General features: G+C 66.8%; 18 protein-coding genes. 3 read left to right on the top strand and 15 right to left on the bottom strand.

The genetic code is table 11. The annotated features are described in order from the left end of the window. Nucleotides 1-97: 97 nt before the first annotated feature. From M2319_RS03700 to M2319_RS03690, 3 genes are read right to left on the bottom strand one after another with little or no spacing between them, the layout of a single operon-like run. Entirely contained in the window at nucleotides 98-1,093 is a 996-nt protein-coding gene (locus M2319_RS03700; protein ID WP_264600090.1) for an Hsp33 family molecular chaperone, read from the bottom strand. Beyond that, the gene (gene argF / locus M2319_RS03695) at nucleotides 1,090-2,010 is read right to left on the bottom strand and encodes an ornithine carbamoyltransferase (protein ID WP_264600379.1); all 921 of its coding nucleotides are present in this window, start codon (nucleotides 2,008-2,010) and stop codon (nucleotides 1,090-1,092) included. Before argF ends, M2319_RS03700 begins: the two co-directional genes overlap by 4 nt. 2 nt (nucleotides 2,011-2,012) lie before the next feature. Then, the gene (locus tag M2319_RS03690; protein WP_264600089.1) at nucleotides 2,013-3,221 is read right to left on the bottom strand and encodes an aspartate aminotransferase family protein; all 1,209 of its coding nucleotides are present in this window, start codon (nucleotides 3,219-3,221) and stop codon (nucleotides 2,013-2,015) included. Between the two features lie 470 nt (nucleotides 3,222-3,691). Between M2319_RS03690 and M2319_RS03685 the strand changes: the two genes are divergently transcribed. After that, nucleotides 3,692-4,207 carry a GcrA family cell cycle regulator gene (locus M2319_RS03685; protein ID WP_264600088.1) on the top strand — a complete coding sequence of 172 codons (516 nt, stop codon included), beginning with the start codon at nucleotides 3,692-3,694 and terminating at the stop codon, nucleotides 4,205-4,207. A 99-nt stretch (nucleotides 4,208-4,306) separates the two neighbouring features. On the opposite strand, the gene phoB is transcribed toward M2319_RS03685, so the two are convergent. From phoB to M2319_RS03650, 7 genes are all read right to left on the bottom strand, one after another. Beyond that, nucleotides 4,307-5,005: a phosphate regulon transcriptional regulator PhoB gene (gene phoB, locus M2319_RS03680; protein WP_264600087.1), complete on the bottom strand. Its 699-nt coding sequence runs from the start codon at nucleotides 5,003-5,005 to the stop codon at nucleotides 4,307-4,309. Between the two features lie 25 nt (nucleotides 5,006-5,030). Beyond that, the gene (gene phoU / locus M2319_RS03675) at nucleotides 5,031-5,756 is read right to left on the bottom strand and encodes a phosphate signaling complex protein PhoU (protein ID WP_264600086.1); all 726 of its coding nucleotides are present in this window, start codon (nucleotides 5,754-5,756) and stop codon (nucleotides 5,031-5,033) included. A 25-nt stretch (nucleotides 5,757-5,781) separates the two neighbouring features. Beyond that, complete coding sequence (gene pstB, locus M2319_RS03670; RefSeq protein WP_406682070.1) at nucleotides 5,782-6,552, bottom strand: phosphate ABC transporter ATP-binding protein PstB; 771 nt, start codon at nucleotides 6,550-6,552, stop codon at nucleotides 5,782-5,784. A gap of 69 nt (nucleotides 6,553-6,621) precedes the next feature. Next, entirely contained in the window at nucleotides 6,622-7,962 is a 1,341-nt protein-coding gene (pstA, locus tag M2319_RS03665) for a phosphate ABC transporter permease PstA (RefSeq protein ID WP_264600084.1), read from the bottom strand. Next, complete coding sequence (pstC, locus tag M2319_RS03660) at nucleotides 7,959-9,428, bottom strand: phosphate ABC transporter permease subunit PstC (RefSeq protein ID WP_264600083.1); 1,470 nt, start codon at nucleotides 9,426-9,428, stop codon at nucleotides 7,959-7,961. Before pstC ends, pstA begins: the two co-directional genes overlap by 4 nt. A 78-nt stretch (nucleotides 9,429-9,506) precedes the next feature. Continuing rightward, entirely contained in the window at nucleotides 9,507-10,547 is a 1,041-nt protein-coding gene (locus M2319_RS03655) for a substrate-binding domain-containing protein (protein ID WP_264600082.1), read from the bottom strand. Nucleotides 10,548-10,713: 166 nt separating this feature from the next. Further along, nucleotides 10,714-12,060 carry an ATP-binding protein gene (locus tag M2319_RS03650; RefSeq protein ID WP_264600081.1) on the bottom strand — a complete coding sequence of 449 codons (1,347 nt, stop codon included), beginning with the start codon at nucleotides 12,058-12,060 and terminating at the stop codon, nucleotides 10,714-10,716. A 179-nt stretch (nucleotides 12,061-12,239) separates the two neighbouring features. Between M2319_RS03650 and ppk2 the strand changes: the two genes are divergently transcribed. Next, the gene (ppk2, locus tag M2319_RS03645) at nucleotides 12,240-13,115 is read left to right on the top strand and encodes a polyphosphate kinase 2 (RefSeq protein WP_264600378.1); all 876 of its coding nucleotides are present in this window, start codon (nucleotides 12,240-12,242) and stop codon (nucleotides 13,113-13,115) included. 148 nt (nucleotides 13,116-13,263) lie between these two features. Then, the gene (locus tag M2319_RS03640; RefSeq protein ID WP_264600080.1) at nucleotides 13,264-14,088 is read left to right on the top strand and encodes a lytic murein transglycosylase; all 825 of its coding nucleotides are present in this window, start codon (nucleotides 13,264-13,266) and stop codon (nucleotides 14,086-14,088) included. A gap of 418 nt (nucleotides 14,089-14,506) precedes the next feature. Here M2319_RS03640 and M2319_RS03635 read toward each other — a convergent pair whose 3' ends face one another. The 5 genes from M2319_RS03635 to hypF all read right to left on the bottom strand — a co-directional run bounded on the left by M2319_RS03635 (nucleotide 14,507) and on the right by hypF (nucleotide 21,612). Continuing rightward, nucleotides 14,507-16,144: an NAD(P)-binding protein gene (locus M2319_RS03635; RefSeq protein WP_264600079.1), complete on the bottom strand. Its 1,638-nt coding sequence runs from the start codon at nucleotides 16,142-16,144 to the stop codon at nucleotides 14,507-14,509. After that, complete coding sequence (locus M2319_RS03630; protein ID WP_264600078.1) at nucleotides 16,144-17,187, bottom strand: thiamine pyrophosphate-dependent enzyme; 1,044 nt, start codon at nucleotides 17,185-17,187, stop codon at nucleotides 16,144-16,146. The genes M2319_RS03635 and M2319_RS03630 overlap by 1 nt, the downstream gene beginning before the upstream one ends. Continuing rightward, nucleotides 17,184-18,458 carry a pyruvate ferredoxin oxidoreductase gene (gene porA, locus M2319_RS03625; RefSeq protein WP_264600077.1) on the bottom strand — a complete coding sequence of 425 codons (1,275 nt, stop codon included), beginning with the start codon at nucleotides 18,456-18,458 and terminating at the stop codon, nucleotides 17,184-17,186. Before porA ends, M2319_RS03630 begins: the two co-directional genes overlap by 4 nt. Then, a complete protein-coding gene (locus M2319_RS03620) occupies nucleotides 18,451-19,032 on the bottom strand; it encodes a 2-oxoacid:acceptor oxidoreductase family protein (protein WP_264600076.1) in 582 nt (193 codons plus the stop codon). The genes porA and M2319_RS03620 overlap by 8 nt, the downstream gene beginning before the upstream one ends. 282 nt (nucleotides 19,033-19,314) lie before the next feature. Then, nucleotides 19,315-21,612 (bottom strand): carbamoyltransferase HypF, encoded by a 2,298-nt coding sequence (gene hypF, locus M2319_RS03615; RefSeq protein ID WP_264600075.1) that lies wholly within the window; start codon nucleotides 21,610-21,612, stop codon nucleotides 19,315-19,317. Nucleotides 21,613-21,698 lie beyond the last annotated feature (86 nt).

The raw sequence follows: 21,698 nt of genomic DNA, 5'->3' as shown, positions 1-21,698 counted from the left end.
CGATCAAACATGGTTCCCGTCATATAGTGCATCAGCACAGCGACAAGTTAAATTCACGTAATATTAATTTACGCATATGGCCGCAGGGCGGCAGAAATCACGCGTCGCCGCCGGCCCCTTCGGGGTCGAAATGGTAGCGGGTCGAGCAGAACTCGCAGGTCACGACGATCTCGCCGTCGACCGTCATCTCCTCGCGCTCGTCCTTTGAAAAGCCGCTGAGCACGGCCGCGACCTTTTCGCGCGAGCAGCCGCAGCGGTCGTTGAGGGAGAGCGGCTCGAAGACCCTGACGCCGCGCTCGTGGAACAGGCGGAACAGGAGCTTTTCGGCGCCGATGTCGGGATCGGTCAGCTCATGGTCCTCGACCGTGTCGACCAGCGAATGGGCCTCGACCCAGGCGTCGTCGTCCGGCTCGCCATGGGACGCGGCGCCCTCCGGGGCATCGCCCGGATCGAGATCGCGGGCGCGGATGCGGTCTTCCGATTCCGGCAGGAACTGGACCATCACCCCGCCGGCGCGCCAGCGGTGGCGGCGGCCGCCGTCCGGATCGCGGTCGACGATTTCGGCAACGGCGAGGCGGATGCGGGTCGGGATCTGTTCGGACTGGGCGAAATAGTCGTGGGCGGCGTCTTCCAGCGAATTGCCGGCGAGCGCGACGATGCCCTGGTAGCGGTTCTGGCCGGCGCCGGGGTCGATGGTCAGCGCCAGGTGCCCGGTGCCGAGGAGATCCGGGGGCGCCGCGTGGCCGTCCGCCTCGGCAGCCGCCACGGCGTCGGCATCGAAGCGGGCATAGGCGCGCATGTCGGACGGGGTGGTGAAATCGACGACCATCAGGCTGACCGGGCCGTCGCTCGACGTCTGCAGGATGAAGCGGCCGCGGAACTTCAGGGCACTGCCGAGCAACGCCGTCAGCGCGATCGCCTCGCCGAGGAGGCGCGACACCGATGGCGGATAGTCATGGCGGCCGAGGACGGCATCGAGCAGCGGGCCGAGCCGCACCACCCGGCCCCGCGCATCGAGCGGCTCGACGGCGTAGGGAAGGACGGTGTCGTCTCCGGCAAGCTCAAAGCCCTGGCCGGGAGCGGCGTCGATCATTTTCCGAAGCACCAGGCAAGGACGCCCTTCTGGGCGTGCAGCCGGTTCTCCGCCTCGTCGAACACCACCGACTGGGGGCCGTCGATGACGTCGTCGGTGACCTCCTCGCCGCGGTGGGCCGGCAGGCAGTGCATGAAGATGGCGTTCGGGTTGGCCGCATCCATCAGGCGCTGGTTGACCTGGTAGGGTTTCAGCAGATTGTGGCGGCGTTCGCCCTCCTCGTCGCCCATCGACACCCAGGTGTCGGTGACGACGCAGTCGACGCCGTCGGCGGCCGTGAAGGGATCGCTGAGGACGTCGATGGAGGCGCCGGCGGCGCGGGTCTTTTCCACCAGCGCCTGGTCGGGCGCCAGCTCTTCCGGCACCGCGATGCGCAGCTCGAAGGCGAAGCGCTCGGCCGCGTGGATCCAGGAATTCAGCACGTTGTTGGCATCGCCCGACCACAGCACCTTCTTGCCGGTGATCGGCCCCAGGTGCTCCTCGAAGGTCATGATGTCGGCCATGATCTGGCACGGATGGGAATTGCGGGTGAGGCCGTTGATGACCGGCACCGTGGCGTATTGGGCAAGCTCGGTCAGCGCCTCGGTCTCCAGCACGCGGATCATGATGGCGTCGACATAGCGCGACAGCACGCGGGCGGTGTCGGCGATGGTCTCGCCGCGGCCGAGCTGCATCTCCTTGCCGGTCAGCATGATGGTCTCGCCGCCGAGCTGGCGCATGGCGACGTCGAAGGACACCCTTGTGCGGGTGGACTCCCGTTCGAACACCATGGCGAGGAATTTTCCGGCCAGCGGGCGATCGCCGACGTCGCCGGCCTTCAGGCGGTCCTTCATCGACCGGCAGTCGTCCAGGATGCGGCGCAGCTCGCTCGCCGGAACGGCGTCGAGGTCGAGAAAATGCCGGGCGTCTCCGTTCATGCTCATTCCGCGGCCCCCCTGCGGTTCTCAGCGATCCGGGTCTCGATGTCATTGGCCGCGGCATCGAGCCGGGCGACGGCCGCGTCAATCTCTTCCTCGGTGACGATCATCGGCGGCAGCAGGCGCAGCACGTTGTCGCCGGCGCCGACGGTCAGAAGCTTCTGGTCGCGCGCGGCGGCAACGACATCGGCCGGGGCGACGCGGCACTTGATGCCGAGCATCAGGCCCTCGCCGCGGATGGTCTCAAAGACCTCCGGATGGCTGTCGACGAGACCGGCCAGTTTCTGTTTCAGGGTCAGGCCGAGGCGGCTGACGCGCTCGAAGAAGCCCGGTTCCAGGACAACGTCGAGGACGGCGTTGGCGACGGCCATGGCGAGCGGGTTGCCGCCATAGGTCGAGCCGTGGGTGCCGAGGGTCATGCCCTTGGCGGCCTCTTCCGTCGCCATGCAGGCGCCGACCGGAAAGCCGCCGCCGATGCCCTTGGCCGCGGCGAGGATGTCCGGGGTAATGCCGGCCCATTCATGGGCGAACAGGCGGCCGGTACGGCCGATGCCGCACTGGACCTCGTCGAGCAGCAAGAGGATGCCGGCCTCGTCGCAGATCTCGCGGATGCGCTTCAGGTCGCCGTGGGGCAGCGGGCGAATGCCGCCCTCGCCCTGGATCGGCTCGATGAGGACGCCGGCGGTTTCCGGGCCGATCGCGGCCTTCAACGCCTCGATGTCGCCGAACGGCACCTGGTCGAAGCCTTCCACGCGCGGGCCGAAGCCTTCCAGATATTTGGCCTGGCCGCCGGCGGCGATGGCGCCGAGGGTGCGGCCGTGGAAGGCGCCCTCGAAGGTGATCAGCCGGTAGCGCTCCGGATTGCCGGTGACGAAGTGGTAGCGGCGCGCGGTCTTGATCGCGCCCTCGATCGCCTCGCTGCCGGAATTGGTGAAGAAGACGCGGTCGGCGAAGCTGGCCGCGCACAGGCGCTCGGCCAGGCGCTCCTGGTCCGGGATGCGGAAGACGTTGGAGACGTGCCAGAGCTTTTCGGCCTGGCCGGTCAGGGTCGCCACCAGATGCGGATGGGCGTGGCCGAGGCCGTTGACGGCGATGCCGGCGGCAAAATCCAGATAGCGGGTGCCGTCGGAGGCCTCCAGCCAGACGCCCTCGCCTCTCTCGAATGTGAGATCGGCCCGCGCATAGGTGGGATAAAGCGACGTATTCGACATGGGTACCGTCCCCGGGTGCCGAAAACCCCGGCACCAACGTTTTAGGGCGCCGCGTTTCCGGTTGTCCGGTCGGCGCCCTTCGCGTTTCGGTAGGCGCGCGTATTGTCGCGGGCCGACCGGCTCCTAAAACAAACAGTGCCGCCCAAATCGGCGGCACGGATTCAGAGTCTCTTAGAGCCGAATTCCGGTGTTTTGTCAATTGTCCGGCGTGTATACGCAATCAGCCGGAGTTGCTGAGCCGGGTTCGAATGATGGGGAAAACTCCTCGAAGGTCGACGGCCATGGCGGCCGCAGACTTGCCAGAAATACACGCGATATAGTAGCTTTCGGTGAAATCGATACGATATCTCGTGCGGCGGACTTAAGTCTTTGGTTGTAGGGCGTTTCCCTTTCGCAGGCCTTGGGCCAGCGTGAGGCCGGGGAAGGAGTCCAACCGATCCGCCGCCGAAAATGAGAACAGGAGAAGGCGGATGTCCTGGACTGACGAACGGGTAGAACTGCTGAAGAAATTGTGGGCCGAGGGGCTGAGCGCCAGCCAGATCGCGTCCGAACTCGGCGGCATCACCCGCAATGCGGTGATCGGCAAGGTGCACCGGCTGGGGCTGTCCGGCCGCGGCAAGACCACCGCGCAGCAGCCGAAGGCGCGCAAGCCCCGCGCCACCAACACGGCACCGGCCCGGCCGCGCCCGACGCGCAGCGTCGGCAACACGGCGCTGAAGGCCGACTACGAGCCGGCGCCGAGCCCGGTGGTGGTCGCCCGGCCCGCGCCCGTGCACGAGCTTGAGATCCCGCCGGAGGAGCGTGCGACGATCCTCAGCCTCAACGAGCACCGCTGCAAGTGGCCGATCGGCGATCCGACCCGCGAGGATTTCTATTTCTGCGGCCGGCACAAGGAAGCCGGAAAGCCCTATTGCGACCATCACGCCGACATCGCCTACCAGCCGGTCGGCGACCGTCGCCGCGACAGGCGCTCCAACAAGGACTAGGCGCTCTCCGTCTTGCCGGCTTGAAAGCCGCAAAAAAACGCCGCCGGAGATTTCGGCGGCGTTTTTTGTGGTCGGGCTTTTGCCGGCGCTTTTGGTTTTTCAGCGGGCGGGCGCGAACTGGTCGTTGAAGGCGTAGCCGGCGCCGCGCACGGTGCGGATCGGATCGCGCACCTTGCCGCGATTGATCGCCTTGCGCAGGCGCCCGACATGGACGTCGACGGTGCGCTCGTCGACATAGACGTCGTGGCCCCAGACGCCGTCGAGGAGCTGCTCGCGGCTGAACACGCGCCCCGGCGACTGCATGAGGAATTCCAAGAGGCGGAACTCGGTCGGCCCGAGATGGATCTCGCGGCCGGAGCGGCGCACCCGGTGGGTTTCCCGGTCGAGCTCCAAATCGCCGGCCTGGAGCACCGTCGACATGATCTCCGGCTTCGTGCGGCGCAGGATCGCCCGCACCCGGGCCATCAGCTCCGGGATGGAGAACGGCTTGACGACGTAGTCGTCGGCACCGGTGGCAAGCCCGCGGATGCGCTCGGCCTCCTCGCCGCGCGCCGTCAGCATGATGATCGGCAGTTGCCGCGTGTTGTCCCGGTTGCGCAGGCGGCGGCACAGTTCGATGCCGGAAATGCCGGGCAGCATCCAGTCGAGCAGCAGCAGGTCGGGCTGGGCCTCGCGCAGGCGGATTTCCGCCTCGTCGCCGCGGGCGCAGGTCTCGACCGCATAGCCTTCCGATTCCAGATTGTACCGCAGCAGAAGGTTGAGCGCTTCCTCGTCTTCGACGATCAGAACCTTGGGCATGGCATGTCAGACGCGTTGCATTCGCTCAATCGTTGGCGGCCGGATCGAAGTCCAGCGAGGTCGTGCTGGTCAGGTCGTCCTTGACCCGCTCGTCGGAAAGCTGCTGGCCGGTGACGAGGTAGTGGATCGTCTCGGCGATGTTGGTGGCGTGGTCGCCGATGCGCTCGATGTTCTTGGCGCAGAACAGGAGGTGGGTGCACTGGGAGATGTTGCGCGGGTCCTCCATCATGTAGGTGAGGAGTTCGCGGAACAGCGAGGTGTAAAGCGCGTCGACCTCCTGGTCGCGGTCGCGGATCTGGGCCGAGGCGGCGATGTCGCGGGCGGCATAGGCGTCGAGCACGGCCTTGAGCTGGGTCATGGCGAGCTCGGCGATGTGCTCCACGCCGTGGGTCAGCGACTTGGAATTGAACTGGCCGTCGATGGCCAGCGCCCGCTTGGCGATGTTCTTGGCGAGGTCGCCGACGCGCTCCAGGTCGCCGGAGATGCGCAGCACGGCAACCGCCTGGCGCAGGTCCAGCGCCATCGGCTGGCGCCGTGCGAGCATGATGATCGCCTTTTCCTCCAGGTCCCGCTGCATCTGGTCGAGCCGGATGTCGGTGCGGATGACTTCCTGGGCGAGCTCGGCGTTGTTGCGTGCCAGCGCGGTCACGGCGTCGTCGACCAGGCGCTCGGCGAGGCCGCCCATCTCGGCGATGCCGGCGGCAAGCTCCTGGAGTTCCTCGTCGAACGATTTGACGATGTGTTCGGACATGAGAGTGCTTCCCCTTGGGCGTTGCCTAGCCGAACCGGCCGGTGATGTAATCCTGGGTCCGCTTGTCGTGCGGATTGGTGAAGATATTGTCCGTCGGCCCTTCCTCGACAAGCAGTCCGAGATGGAAGAACGCGGTGCGCTGGGAGACCCGGGCGGCCTGCTGCATGGAGTGGGTGACGATGACGATGGTGTAGTTCTCGCGCAATTCGTCGATCAGCTCCTCGACCTTGGCGGTGGCGATCGGGTCGAGCGCGGAACACGGCTCGTCCATCAGGATCACTTCCGGGCTGACGGCGATGGCGCGGGCGATGCACAGGCGCTGCTGCTGGCCGCCGGAAAGGCCGGTGCCGGGCGCATCGAGCCGGTCCTTGACCTCGGCAAAGAGGCCCGCCTTCTGCAGCGCGGTGACGACGATCTCTTCCATGTCGGTCTTGGTGCGGGCGAGGCCGTGGATGCGAGGGCCGTAGGCGACGTTCTCGAAGATCGACTTCGGGAACGGGTTCGGCTTCTGGAACACCATGCCGACCTTGGCGCGGAGCTGCACCGGATCGACCTTGGCATCGTAGATGTCCTCGTGGTCGATCTCGATCTTGCCCTCGACCCGGCACACGTCGATGGTGTCGTTCATGCGGTTGAGGCACCTGAGGAAGGTGGACTTGCCGCAGCCGGACGGGCCGATGAAGGACATCACCGAATTGGCCGGGATGTCGACGTCGACATCCTTGATCGCGTGGTTCTCGCCGTAGAACACCTGCACCTTGCGGGCGACGATCTTCGGCTCGACGGCGGGCGACATCTTCGGCTGGCCCGAGATGGCAGCCTCGTCGACATGTGTCAGTTCGTTCATCGGTCTGCCCTTTCGTTACTACCAGCGACGCTCGAACCGGCGACGCAACACAATGGCGAGGATGTTCATGGCCATGAGGAACACCAACAGGATGATGATGCCGCCCCAGGCCCGTTCGTAGAAGGCCGGATCGGCGCGCTTGGCCCATTCGTAGATCTGCGCCGGCATCGCCGAGTTCGGCGCCAGGAAGCCGTCGCCGAGGCCTTCGGGGAAGTTGGAGGCGATGAAGCCGACCATGCCGATGAGCAAGAGCGGCGCGGTTTCGCCGAGCGCCTGGGCAAGGCCGATGATGGTGCCGGTCAGGATGCCGGGCATGGCCAGCGGCAGCACATGGTGGAAGATCGACTGCATCTTGGAGGCGCCGACGCCGAGCGCGGCGTCGCGGATCGACGGCGGCACCGCCTTCAGCGAGGCACGGGTGGAAATGATGATCGTCGGCAGTGTCATCAGCGTCAGCACCAGGCCGCCGACAAGCGGCGCCGACTGCGGCAGATGCGCGAACTGGATGAAGACGGCAAGGCCGAGAATGCCGAAGACGATCGAGGGGACGGCGGCGAGGTTGGAGATGTTCACCTCGATGAGGTCGGTGAACCAGTTCTGCGGCGCGAATTCCTCAAGGTAGATCGAGGCGGCGACGCCGATCGGCAGCGACAGCAGGAGCACGACCAGCATCATGAAGAAGGAGCCGACCATGGAGGCGCCCATGCCGGCCTGTTCCGGCCGGGAGTCCGAGGCGTCGGTGCCGAGGACGAATTCCCAGTTGAAGGTCTTGGTGACGATGTCGGCCTTGCGCATCTGGTCGACGAGGTCGAGATGGGCGGCGTCGAGATTCTTGTCGTGGACGAGGTCCTCGCGCTTGACCCGGCCCTTCAGGTAGCCGTCGACGCGCGAGGAGGCGACGAAGTCGAAGGTGACGGTGCGGCCGATCTGGTCGGGATTGGCAAGCACGAACTCGCGCAGGGTCGCCGCGGCGCCGGACGACATCATCTTCTGCAGGCCGCGGTCGTCCATGTCGGTGTCGATGCCGGCCTTGGACAGGGCGGCGCGGAAACCGGTGTTGATGATCGCGCGGTATTTGGAGGTCTTGACGACCGATTTCTCGGCCGCCTCGATCGCCGTCCTGTCGAGCCTCACCGGAACCTGGATGAAGGTCTGGGAAAAGGCGCCGAGGCCGTTGGACAGGATCGCCCAGAGCAGCGCGACGAGGAACAGCAGGCCGATGACGACCGCCGAGACGCCATAGGCCTTGAAGCGCGCCTCGGCGCGGTTGCGCTTCTTGGTCAGGGCATCGACGGCGAGCAGCGAGGATTTCTTCCTTGCCGGTTCCGAAATCGGGGAGCGGAGGGTGGCGTCGGTCATTCGTACTGCTCCCGGTATTTGCGCACGATGTAGAGGGCGGCGATGTTCAGCAACAGGGTGACCACGAAGAGCGTCATGCCGAGGGCGAAGGCGACGAGCGCCTCCGGCGAGGCGAAGTCCGCATCACCGGTGAGCTGACTGACGATCTTGGCGGTGACGGTGGTCATCGCCTCCAGCGGATTGAGGCTGAGGCGGGCGGCGGCGCCGGCGCCGAGCACCACGATCATGGTCTCGCCGATGGCCCGCGAGGCGGCGAGCAGGATGGCGCCGACGATGCCGGGCAGCGCCGCCGGCAGGATGACCTGCTTGACGGTCTCCGAATGGGTGGCGCCGAGGCCGAGCGAGCCGTCGCGCATCGCCTGGGGCACCGCATTGATGATGTCGTCGGAGAGCGAGGAGACGAAGGGGATCAGCATGATGCCCATGACGAAGCCGGCGGTCAGCACCGAGGACGCGCCCTGCATCCAGTCGACGCCGAAGAGGCCGCCCTGGCCGAAGGCATCGACCAGCAGCGGGCCGACGGTCAGCAGAGCGAACAGGCCGTAGACGATGGTCGGGATGCCGGCAAGCACCTCAAGCAGCGGCTTGGCGAAGGAGCGCACGTGCGGGCCGGCATATTCGGACAGATAGATCGCGGCGAACAGGCCGATCGGCACGGCGACGGCCAGCGCGATGAAGGAGATGTAGAGGGTCGCCCAGATCAGCGGCACGATGCCGAGTTCCGATCCGCCGCCGAAGCTCGGGCTCCAGGTCAGGCCGAAGAAGAAGTCGGCGGCCGGATAGACGCGGAAGAACTCGATGGTGTTGAAGATCAGCGACAGGACGATGCCGAGGGTCGTCAGGATGGCGATGGAGGCGGCCGAGAGCAGGATCCAGCGCACGACCCGTTCCACGACGTTGCGGGCGCGGAAGTCGCGGTGGCTGCGCAGATAGGCGAAGGCGAGGCCGGCGATGCCGAAGCCGACGACGACGATGAGCCGCAACAGGGCGCCGGTGCCGGCAAGCTCCCGGTAGCGCTGGGCGGCGCGCAGGGTCTCGGAATTGACGTCGGAGCCGAGCGCGACGCCGACGTCTCCGAGGCGGTCGCGGACGTCGGTGAATTCGGTGCGGATCGAGCCGGCCTGGTCGGCGGTCATGGCGCCGGCCTCGACGGCCGTATCGAGACCGTCGGCGACGCGCTTGACGTCGCTCATGACGAGGTCGAGCGAGCTCTTCTCGATCGAGGCCTCGGAGATCATCGAGGCGACCTGGTTGTGGATCACGATCGGCTGGACGATGAGCCAGGCGACAAGGACCAGAAGGGACGGAATCAGCACCATCAGCGCTGCGTTCCATCCGTAATAGCTCGGCAGGGAATGCAGTTTCTGCATGTCGCCGCCGGCTGAGCCGAGAGCCCGGCTGCGGCCAAGGACATAGCCGACCGCGGCCAGTGCCAGAAGCACCAAAAGAATGACGGAAAGGGACATGGGGAGGACCACCCTCGGCGGGGACAGGAACTTGAGGAAGGGCGGCGGAGGCCGCCGCCCTTCAAGCCGTGGGCTGGATTAGTTGCCCATGGTGGTTTCGGCGGTCACGGCTTCCTGAGTCTGGGCGAGCTCGGGATCGGCGACCAGGCCGTACTGGGCAAGCGGGCCGCTCGGGCCGGCGATCTCGTCGGAGACGAAGAACTCGGCATATTCCTTGAGGCCCGGAATGACGCCGATATGCGCCTTCTTGATGTAGAAGAACAGCGGCCGGGACACCGGATACTCGCCGGAGGCGATCGTCTCGGTGGACGGGGTCACGCCGGACATGGTGGCAACCTGCAGCTTGTCGGTGTTGTTCTCGTAGAACGCCAGACCGAACACGCCGATGCCGTCCTTGTTGGAGTCGATGCGGGCCAGCGTCTCGGTGTAGTCGCCGTCGATGTCGACCGACAGGCCGTCGGTGCGCAGCGCCATGCATTCCTTCTCGGCAGCCTTGCCGTCGCCGCCGGCGGCTTCCTTGTAGGCCTCGATGTCGCCGGTGGCTTCGCAGCCGGCAACGATCACCTTCTCTTCGAAGACTTCGCGGGTGCCGTGCTTGGTGCCCGGAACGAAGGCCATGATCGGCTGGGCCGGGAAGTCCGGATTGACGTCCTTCCAGGTCTTGTACGGGTTGTCGACGATCTTGCCGTCGACGACGACCTTGGCGGACAGGGCCTTGTACCAGTCAGCGGGGGTGAAGGAGAAGGACGGGCCGTTGATGTCCGAGGCGAAGACGATGCCGTCATAGCCGATGCGGACCTCGATGATGTCGGCAACGCCGTTCTCGGCGCAGGTCTTGACTTCCTTGTCCTTGATCTTGCGCGAGGCGTTGGCGATGTCGATGGTGTTCTCGCCGACGCCGGTGCAGAACTTCTTCAGACCGGCCGACGAACCGCCGGACTCAACAACCGGGGTCGGGAAATCGGTGTTCTCGCCGAAGGCCTCGGCAACGATGGAGGCGTAAGGCAGAACGGTGGACGAGCCGGCGATCTGGATCTGATCGCGGGCCTCAGCGGCACCGGTGGCGAGCACGCCAGCGATGGCGAACGCGGCGACACTTGCATAAGTGTTGAATTTCACGTGACCTCTCCCTGTGATGTGTAGGTCGTCTGAAGGGGGTTGTGTGATGAATGACCGCGGCCGGGGGCCGCGTCACCGATCGGCACGCTAATGGCGCCACGCGAACGTTCTATGACTCTTGAATGACTGTTTGATGACAGTTTAGTCAATTGATTATTCTAACTATTTATTCGGCTTTGGAGTCGGCGCCCGGAATTTTCGCCCGCGCCATGCGAACTGTGAACACGGCGCCCCTGCCCGGAGCGTTGTCGACCGTCATGTGGGCCCTGTGGCGGTTGAGAATATGCTTGACGATGGCAAGGCCGAGACCCGTCCCCTTCTTCTCCCGGCTCGAGGCGACGTCGATCCGATAGAAGCGCTCCGTCAGCCGCGGCAGGTGCTCGCGGGCGATGCCGGGGCCCCAGTCGCGCACCGAGACGGTGACGAAGCCGTCGCCGCCGGCGATGTCCTCCGAGACGGCCGAGACGCGCACCCGCTCGCCGTCGCTGCCGTATTTGATGGCGTTCTCCACCAGGTTCTCGAACACCTGCACCAGCTCGTCATGGTCGCCGCGCACGACCAGCGGGGTGTCCGGCAGGTCGGTCTCGATGGCGACCCCGAACTCGTTCGCCGACGGCGTCAGCGCATCGACGACGTGGTCGACGACATCGTGGAGGTCGATGAGGGTGTCGGGCCGGACATGGGCGCGCATCTCGATCCGCGACAGGGACAACAGGTCGTCGATCAGCCGCGACATGCGCGCGGCCTGGTCGTTCATGATCTGCAGGAAGCGCTCCTGGGCGCCGGGATCGTCGCGGGCCGCGCCCTGCAGGGTCTCGATGAAGCCGCTGAGGGAGGCGAGCGGCGTGCGCAGCTCGTGGCTGGCATTGGCAACGAAATCGGCGCGCATGCGCTCCAGCCGCCGCTGTTCGGTGAGGTCGCTGACGACGACGAGGATGAAGCCGTCGCGCAGCGCGGCGCGGCCCGTGTCGGCCGGGGCGAGGCCGACCCGCGTCACAAAGGCCTCCAGCCAGCGCTCGGTCGGCACCTTTTCCGACCAGCGGATACGCTCCGGCGGCTCGCCCGCCGAGACCCGGTCGATGGCCTCCAGGACGGAGGGAATGCGCAGCCGGAAGGACAGCGGGTCGCCCGGCCGCACCGGGCCGAACATCTGCTGCGCCTCGTCGTTGACGTAGCGCACGATGCCGCGGCGGTCGACCAGGAAGCCGGCCTGGGGCAGCGCCTCGACGATCACCTTCATGCCGGTGTCGGGCCACAGGCCCCGGGCGCGCTCGCCGCGCGCCGCCAGCCGGTTGACCGCCCGCTGGCGCGGCATCACGGTGGCGGCGAAGAGGACGGCGGCAAAGGCGCCGAGCGCATAGGCCACCGGCACCTCGTGCAGGAACACGAGCCAGGCGAGGATGGCGGCGACGACGGCGAGCACCCAGCGATCCTCGACCAGGCGCTGGCGCGCGGCATGGGCCACCGGCACGCTGACCGGCGCCGGCGCGTCGATGCGGTCGCGGTCGCTCATGCGTCGTTCCCGTTATCGTTCTTTGCGTTCCGGCGCACTGCCGTTTCCTCCGATGCCGCCGCTTCGCCCCGGGACAAGCCATCCGCGGCTGCGGTTTCGCGCGGGCCCCCGGGTTGCTACACTTTTCCGACTCACCGCGCCTTTGCGATCGCACCATGAAGCCAGCGCACGACGACAACATGAAGAACGACAGTCAAAAATCTACGGCATTGTATACGGATTTCGACCTCGACGATCCTGAGCTGCCTAAAAAAATCAGGAAGGCGGCGTTCTCGTCCGGCGGCTATCCGCACGACAAGAAGCTCGACAGCGACACCTATGATGACGAGCTGGAGGCCCTGCAGATCGAGCTGGTGAAGGCGCAGGCCCATGCCCGCGAGACCGGCGCCCGGGTGGTGATGCTGTTCGAAGGGCGCGATGCGGCCGGCAAGGGCGGCACCATCAAGCGCTTCGTGGAAAACATGAACCCGCGGTCCGCGCGGGTCGTGGCGCTGCCCAAGCCCACCGAAAAGGAGCTGGGCCAGTGGTATTTCCAGCGCTACGCCAACCACTTGCCGACGAGCGGCGAGTTCGTGCTGTTCGACCGGTCCTGGTACAACCGGGCTGTCGTGGAGCGGGTGATGGGGTTCTGCACGGAGGCGGAGAGCGAATCCTTCCTGCGCGAGGTGCCGCGCTTTGAGGACATGCTGGTGGAGGCCGGCATCCTGTTCATCAAATACTGGCTCAATATCGGCCGGGAGATGCAGCTCGTGCGCTTCCACGAGCGGCGCCACGACCCGCTCAAGATCTGGAAGCTGTCGCCGGTCGACCGCAAGTCGCTCGGCATGTGGGACGAATACACCGAGGCCCGCGACCGGATGATCGAGATGTCGCATTCCGACCACGCGCCCTGGACCATCATCCGCGCCAACGACAAGCGGCGCGCGCGGATCAACGCCATCCGGCACATGCTGATGCTGTTCGACTACGAGGGCAAGGACCGCAATGCGATCGGCGCCATCGACGAGGAGATCGTCGGCAGCGGCCCGGGTTTCCTCCATCGCGGCTCGGAGTAAAGCGGCATTTCACCCCCGAAATCCGGGGATTTGCGTCAATGTTTACCGCCGGTGATGTTCTGTCGTGACAGCGCCGCGACGTTTCGGCAAAATCCCGATCCGCACCGCCGGTTTTCCGGACGGGCCAGCATGAGACGGAGGATTTCCCATGCATCTGATGGTTCGCCCCATCGCCGGCGTCATCGCCGCCCTCGCCTTTCTCGCCGCGGCCGCCGCGCCGGCGCTTGCCGCCAAATGCGGCAACACCTCCGCCGGTTTCCAGCGCTGGGTCGATGACTTCAAGCGCGAGGCGGCGGCCAACGGCATCCGCCAGAGCACGATCCGCGCCACCCTCGACAACGTCTCCTATGCGACCAAGACGATCCACCTCGACCGCAACCAGCGCTCCTTCAAGATGTCGCTCGAGACCTTCATGCAGAAGCGCGGCGCCAACGCCATCGTCGCCAAGGGCAAGCGGATCAAGCGCCAGCAGAGCCGGCTGTTCGACAGCATCGAGCGGCGCTACGGCGTGCCGCCGGGGGTGCTGCTGGCGATCTGGGGCATGGAGACCGGCTTCGGCGGCTATCTCGGCAACCAGGACGCCATCTCGGCGCTGTCGACGCTCGCCTATGACTGCCGGCGCTCGGCCTTCTTCAAGAACGAGCTCTATGCGGCCCTGAAGATCATCCAGAAGGGCCACCTGAGCCGGGGCGAGATGCGCGGCGCCGGCCACGGCGAACTCGGCCAGACCCAGTTCCTGCCGTCCAACTACTGGAAATACGCCGTCGACTTCGACGGCAACGGCCGCGCCGACCTGATCCGCTCGCGCCCCGACGCCCTCGCCTCCACGGCCAATTTCCTGAAAGGCCACGGCTGGCGCCCCGGCGCCGGCTACCAGCCCGGCCAGCCGAACTTTGCGGCCATCCAGGGCTGGAACGCGGCCGGGGTGTACCAGAAGGCGATTGCTATTATCGCAGCGCGGATCGACGGGTAGGCCGGGCGGGCAGCGACCGTCGCCGTGACGGCGGCCGGAACAGCCTCAGTGCTATCCCGTTCGCAGCTTGCACACTGCGGCATCCCAACACTCTGCGTCACCACCGGGCTCGACCCGGTGGTCCATGATGCCTCGCCACACACGGCGCACCATAAGTGATTGATTTCAAAGGCCTCATGGATTACCGGGTCAAGCCCGGCAATGACGCCGAGTTATGAGGAGCGCGCAAACAAGCACCGCCACCACCCGTCATCGCGAGGGTCCGAAGGACGGGGCGCGGCGCGTGACGCGAGCCCGGGAAGGCGACGCGGCGATACAGGGCAGCTTGCTCTGAGCGTTTGGCCCTGGATTGCCGCACTCGCTGCGCTCGTTCGCAATGACGGGCGACGAACGCGCCGCCCGCCGTCAGACCTCCGCGCTACACCTCCTCCGGCACCATCTTGATGGCGCCGCAGGGGCATTCGGCGGCGCACATGCCGCAGCCCTTGCAGTAGTCATAGTTGAACCGGAAGCGGTTGCCGGGGCCGAGTTTTATGACGGCGTTGTCCGGGCAGATGCCGTAGCAGTTATCGCATTCAAAGCAGTTGCCGCAGGACAGGCACCGCCGGGCCTCGAACAGGGCCGTTTCCTCGTTGAAGCCCTTCAGGACCTCGTCGAAGCTGGTCTGGCGGCGGACGATGTCGAGCTGGCCCTGCACCCGCTGGGGCGCGTCGTCATAGTACCAGGTGTTGATCTTGGAAAAGTCGGCCAGCTCGTGGGCGTCCGGGTGGACGTAGCGCTCGCCGCGCAGGAACGCATCGATGTTGCGGGCGGCGTGCTTGCCGTGGCCGATGGCGACCGTGACGGTGCGCTCTGCCGGCACCATGTCGCCGCCGGCAAAGAGGCCGGTGCGGCCGGTCATCATCTGGTCGTCGACCTCGACGATGCCGTCGCCGGCGACGTTGACGCCCGGCACCTTGGTGAGGAAGCCGGTGTCGACGTCCTGGCCGAGGGCGAGCACCAGGGTGTCGGCCTCCAGCGTCTCGAACTCGCCGGTCGGGACCGGCCGGCCGTCCGCGTCGATCGTCATCTTCTCCACCGTGAAGGTGGTCTCGTCGATCTCCTTGATGGTGCGCAGCCAGTGGATGAGGACGCCCTCCTCCTCGGCCTCGCGGGCCTCGAACTCGTGCGCCGGCATCTGCTCGCGGGTGCGGCGGTAGACGATCATCGCCTCGTTGGCGCCGAGGCGCTTGGCGGTGCGGGCGACGTCCATCGCCGTGTTGCCGCCGCCATAGACGATGACGCGGCGGCCGAGTTGCGGCGGTTCGGCGCCGACCTCCATGTCGCGCAGCACCGAGACGGCATCGAGGATCTTGCCGGCGCTGTGGGCCGGGATGTCGATGCGCTTGGCAAGGTGCGCGCCGACGGCGACGAACACCGCATCGAAGCCTTCCTCGGTGAAGGCACCCTCGATGTCCTCTACCTTGGTGTTCAGCTCAAGCGCGACGCCGAGGTCGACGATACGTGCGATCTCCGCATCGAGGACCTCGCGCGGCAGGCGGTATTTCGGGATGCCGAAGCGCATCATGCCGCCGGCCATCGGGCCGGCCTCGCGGATCGTCACCTTGTGGCCGGACCGGGTCAGGTGGTAGGCGGCGGAGAGCCCGCTCGGGCCGGCGCCGACGACCAGCACCTTCTTGCCGGTGGGTTCGGCATCGATCCGCGGGACCAGCTTGTTCTTGATCGCATAGTCGCCGAGGAAGCGCTCCACGCCGTGGATGCTGACGGCCTCGTCGAGGTGGCCGCGATTGCAGACGCCCTCGCAGGGGTGGTAGCAGACGCGGCCCATGACGGCCGGCAGCGGATTGTTGCGGACAAGGCTCTGCCAGGCCTCGGCATAGTCGCCGCTTTCGGCGTGGAACAGCCAGCCCTGGATGTCCTCGCCGGCCGGGCAGGCATTGTTGCAGGGCGGCAGGCGGTCGATATAGACGGGCCGTTCGGTGCGCCAGGAGCCGGTGTGGTTGGCAAGGCTGGTGCCGGGGTCGAGCGTGATCGCAAAGGGCAGCTTGCCGGACATTACCGTTCCTCTCCGTCGAGAAGGCCAAAGCGCTTGATGTTGGCATCGGCCATGCGCTGGATGGCGGCGATGCGGTCGACGTCGCCTTCGCCCTTGAACAGATGCGCAAAGCGCTTCTGCGGTTTCAGATATTCCTCCACCGGCACCTTGCGGCGGATCTTCTGGACGGTCTTGACCTCGCCGTGCTCGGCCTCGAACAGCGGGAAGATGCCCGATTGGACGGCAAGGCGGGCGAGCTTCATGGTGTCGTGGGAGGCGGCGCCCCAGCCGAGCGGACAGGGCACCATGATGTGGATGTAGCGGGCGCCGTGGATGCTCATCGCCTTGGTCACCTTTTCCTCCAGGTCGTGCAGGTCGGCGACGCTGGCGGTGGCGACATAGGGGATGTTGTGGGCCATGGCGATCAGCGGCAGGTTCTTGCCGGTGCCGAAGACGTTGCCCGGCTCGTCGCCGACGGCGGGCGTCGTCGCGGTGCGGGCGGCCGGCGGCGTCGCCGAGGAGCGCTGCACGCCGGTGTTCATGTAGGCCTCGTTGTCGTAGCAGATGTAGAGCACGTCGTCGTTGCGCTCGAACATGCCGGACAGGCACCCGAAGCCGATGTCGACCGTGCCGCCGTCGCCGCCCTGCGCAACGACGCGGACATTGTCGCGGCCCTTGACCCGGAGCGCGGCGGCAACGCCGGTGGCGACCGCGGGCGCATTGCCGAACAGGGAATGCAGCCACGGGATCTGCCAGGAGGTTTCCGGATAGGGCGTGGTGAAGACCTCAAGGCAGCCGGTGGCGTTGACCGCGATGAGCTGGCCTTCGGTCGCCATCATCGCCGCGTCCAGCGCATAGCGGGCGCCGAGCGCCTCGCCGCAGCCCTGGCAGGCGCGGTGGCCGGAGGTGATGGCGTTGGAGCGGTCCATGGAGGCCTGGACGGTGCGCTGGGCCTCGTCGAGCAGCCGGTTGCCGACGGTGTGGGTGCCGGTCTGGTAGAACTTGACCTTCTGCTGGGCGCCAGAGCCTACAGCGGGTTCGGTCTTTACGGGGTCGGTGGTCATTCGCCTGCCTCCGCTTCTTCGATGTCCGCACCTTCGTCGGCGTGCATGGCCTTCAGGATGTTCTCCGCGATCGGACCGGACTTGCGGACCTCGCGGGCGCGGGCGAGATGGGCGTTGACGACCTCCCAGTTGAGGTCGAGGAAGGTGACGTCGTCGAGCATTTCAGCCTCGGCGCGCTCGAACACGTCGCGCAGGGAGGCGCGGGTGATCGGCCGGCCGCCAAGACCGGCGACGACGGTGAAGACCTCGCGGTAGAGCCGGCGCAGCGACATCCGCACGGCCGAGGCGAGGACGCCACCGATACCGATGGCGAGGCTCTTTTCAACGCAGACGATGCGCAGCGCATCGTGCAGCGCGTCGCGCAGGGCCTCCAGCGGGAACGGCCGGAACGAGCAGACGGCGACGCAGCCGATCTTGTGGCCGTCGTCGCGCATGGCGTCGATGACGTCCTTGATGGTGCCGTTGACCGAGCCGAGGGCGACGACGATCGTCTCCGCATCCTCGGTGCGATAGGGATGGATCAGGCCGCCGGACTTGCGCCCGAAGCGGGCCTCGAAGTCCTCGGCGATCTCCGGGATCAGGTCGAGGGCGCGGAGCTGCTTGTGGTGGGCCAGGTAGCGCACCTCGGTGAAGGCGTCCGGGCCGACCATGGCGCCGATCGAATAGGGCTCGGCCGGATCGACCACCTGGACCGGTTCGAAGGGCGGCAGGAAGGCGTCGACCTCTTCCTGGGTCGGGATGTCGACCCGCTCATAGGCGTGGGTGAGGATGAAGCCGTCCATGCAGACCATGACCGGGCAGGACAGCATCTCGGCGAGGCGGAAGGCCTGGATGTGGAGGTCAGCGGCTTCCTGGTTGGTTTCTGCATGGAGCTGGATCCAGCCGGAATCCTTCAGCGCCATGGAGTCGGTCTGGTCGTTCCAGATGTTGATCGGCGCGCCGATCGCCCGGTTGCCGACGGTCATGACGATGGGGAGGCCGAGGCCGGCGGCGTTGTAGACGGCTTCCGCCATGAACAGGAGGCCCTGGCTGGCCGTCGCCGTATAGGTGCGTGCGCCGGCGGCCGACGAGCCGATGGCGACGGAGAGCGCGGCGAACTCCGATTCCACGTTGATGAATTCGCAGTTCTTCAGGGTGCCGGCCTTCACCAGCGCGCCGACGCCTTCCACGATATGGGTCTGCGGCGTGATCGGATAGGCGCATACCACTTCCGGCCGCGAGAGGGCGACTGCCTCTGCGACGGCCTGCGATCCTTCGGTCTGCTTAAGCATTGACGGGCTCCCCTACGGCTGCCTTGGCGAGTTCATAGGCCTCGCGGGCGGCGGCGATGTTGGCCTTGGCAAGGGCGGGCGGAAACTTCTCCCCGATCGCCTTTTCCACCGATTCCAGTTGCAGCCTGCCGGTGATGGCGGCGAGGCCGCCGAGGAGGGCCGCGTTCGGCACCGGCCGGCCGATATGCTTGACGGCGATCTCCGTCGCGCCGATGTCGACGACTTGGCGGTCGGGCAGGTTGGCGACGAAGTCGGCGATGCCGAGTTCCTCGAATGTGCGGCTGGAATTGATCAGGATGTAGCCGTCGCGCTTCAGGCCGGAAAAGACGTCAACGGAATGCAGAAGCGTCGGGTCCTGGATGATCAGGGCGTCCGGCTCCAGGATCGGCTCGCGCAGCCGGATCTCCTTGTCGTCGATGCGGCAGTAGGAAATCACCGGCGCGCCCATTCGCTCGGACCCGAAACTCGGGAAGGCCTGGGCATGCATGCCCTCGTCGAAGGCGGCCACGGACAACACTTCCGCGGCAGTGACAACGCCTTGCCCGCCGCGGCCATGAATACGAATTTCGAACATGAGAGCCCCTTTCTTCGCGGCGCACCTTATGAATTTGAGCGCGTCGGGCCTTGACCCGCATCAAAGCGGACCTGCGCCAAGATGTCGTGACAAGCAAGGTTGACGGACTGGGATTCCGTCAGAAATCGGCAGCGGAGCCCGGCCAAGGACTCACAAACACCCCTCCTCGACACATGCGATCTTTATAAACTAAAGTCGAAGGCGTCGCCAGTTGCCGGAGCCCGGCAGCGGCGATTCGTCGGAGGCTCGCACCGGACCCGGCGCGGCAGGCGCTGCAACGGCTCAGCGAAGGGCACGGGCGGCCGCAACCGCGACCTGGCCGAAGGCGAGGCCGCCGTCATTCGCCGGCACCTCGCGCTGGGCGAGCACCGGCAGGCCGCAGCCGTCGAGTTCCTCCAATACCAGCCTCAGCAGCAACGCGTTCTGGAACACGCCGCCGGACAAGGCGATGGCGCCGGCTGATATTTCGCCGGCTAATTTTTGGGCCAGATGGGCGGTCGCGCGGGCGAGGCCGAGGTGGAACCGGGCGGAGATTTGGCCGAGGGCGACGCTGTCGGCAAGATCGGTCAGCAGGGCGTCCCACATCGGCGCCGGATCGAGACGTCGGATATCCTCGGCCGCGACGACTGCGAACGGATAGGCGCGATCCGGGGATATCCCTGCGGCAAGGGCCTCCAGTTCCATCGCCGCCTCGCCCTCATAGGTCAGCCGGTCGACCGCCAGCCCCAGGGCGGCGCCGACGGCATCGAACAGGCGCCCGGCCGACGAGGTCAGCGGGCTGTTGAGGCGGCGTTGCATGAGCGTGCGAAGGTTCTCGACGGGCTTTGCCGCGAGGAGATCGGAAAGGGCGGATTTTCCGAGACGTTCCGCGGCAACGTCCCAGCCCATCGCGGCCTCTAGCTGGGCGACGAGGTTGCGCCAGGGTTCCCGGTTGGCGGCGTCGCCGCCGGCAAGCGGCACCGGCTTCAGAGAGGCAAGGCGCCTGTAGTCGGCATAGGTGGCGGCAAGGAATTCCCCGCCCCAGACGGTCCCGTCCGGCCCGTAGCCGAGGCCGTCTAGGGCGACGCCGAGGACCGGGGCGCCGTCCAGCGGCCAGCCGTTTTCGGCCATGGCGGACGCGATGTGGGCGTGGTGGTGCTGGACGCGGGTGAGCGGCACGCCGAGGCGTTCGGCTTCCCCTTCCGCGAATTGCGTTGAGCGGTAGTCGGGGTGGAGGTCGGCGGCGACGATTTCCGGGCTGTGGTCGAAGAGGCGGGAATAGTCCTTTGCCGCCTTCTGAAATTCCTCATAGGACAGAGCGTCTTCCAGGTCGCCGAGGTGGTGGGACAGGATCGCCTTGCCGTCGCGTGTCAGGCAGAGCGCGGATTTGAGCTCGCCGCCGTAGGCCGCCACCGGCGGCGCGGATTTCAGGCCCGGCGGCAGATCGAGGGGCGCCGGCGCATAGCCCCTCGCCCGGCGCAGCAGCCGGATGTCGCCTGCGACGATGCGCACGACGGAATCGTCGAGCCGCCGGGCGATCGGCCGATCATGCATGAGGAACGCATCGATGAAGGGCCCGAGTTTTCCCCGTGCCTCATCGTTGCCGATCGCCTGGGGCTCGCCCGAACGGTTGCCGCTGGTCATGACGAGCGGCGCCCCGACGGCCTCCATCAGCAGCGCGTGCAATGGCGTATAGGGCAGCATCCAGCCGAGAACGGACAGGCCAGGTGCCAGCGCGGCGGCGAGCGGAATATCCCCGGCCTTCCCCAGGAGCACGATGGGGGCCGCCGGATCGTTGAGGAGCGCCTCCTCGGCCGGAGAGACACGGGCATGGCGGCGGATCGCGCCCACATCCGCCATCAGGGCGAAGGGTTTCTTCGGCCGCCGCTTGCGCTCCCGCAAGAGCCGGACCGCGTCCTCATTGGCGGCGTCGCAGGCCAGGTGAAAGCCGCCGATACCCTTGATTCCAAGGATTTTTCCAGCACGCAGCAGCCTTGCCGCCTCCACGATCGCATCGCCGTCGATCTCCGCTCCGTCCCGTTCCAGCCAGAGGCGCGGGCCGCAATCCGGGCAGGCGATGGGCTGGGCGTGGAAGCGCCGGTCAGCCGGGTCCTCATATTCGGCGCGGCAGGCGGGACACATCTCAAATCCCCGCATCGTCGTCGACGCCCGGTCGTACGGAATCTCCTTCAGGATCGAAAAGCGCGGGCCGCAATGGGTGCAGTTGGCAAAGGCGTAGCGGTGACGGCGCTCGCCGGGGTCGAGGATTTCCGCGCGGCAGGCCGGGCACATCGCGGCATCCGGCGTCGCGCCGGTGCGGGCCTCCGACCGGTCGGTCTCGACGATGGAAAAGCCGGGCCGGATGACATTATCCCCCAGCGGCGCGCGCGCGATTGAATCGATCCGGGCGAGCGGCGGCGGCTCCTTTCCGAGCGCCGCGACAAAGCCGTCGACATCGCCGGCAAAGGCCCGGATCAGCACGCCCTCGCCGTCATTGCGCACGTCGCCGGAAATGCCGAACTCCGCGGCCAGCCGCCAGACGAAGGGCCTGAAGCCGACCCCCTGCACCTGCCCGCGCACCCGGATTTTTTCTGCGGCCATTTCGCCCTTTTGTTGAATCCCTGAGGTACCCCGCCCACTTCTAATCGATCGCACCGATTTGGCCAGAGTCGGTTTTCCGGAGGTCC

The organism is Rhodobium gokarnense (assembly GCF_025961475.1).
In the GTDB taxonomy this organism is placed as follows: domain Bacteria; phylum Pseudomonadota; class Alphaproteobacteria; order Rhizobiales; family Rhodobiaceae; genus Rhodobium; species Rhodobium gokarnense.
This window is presented reverse-complemented; position numbering and strand designations above follow the sequence as displayed.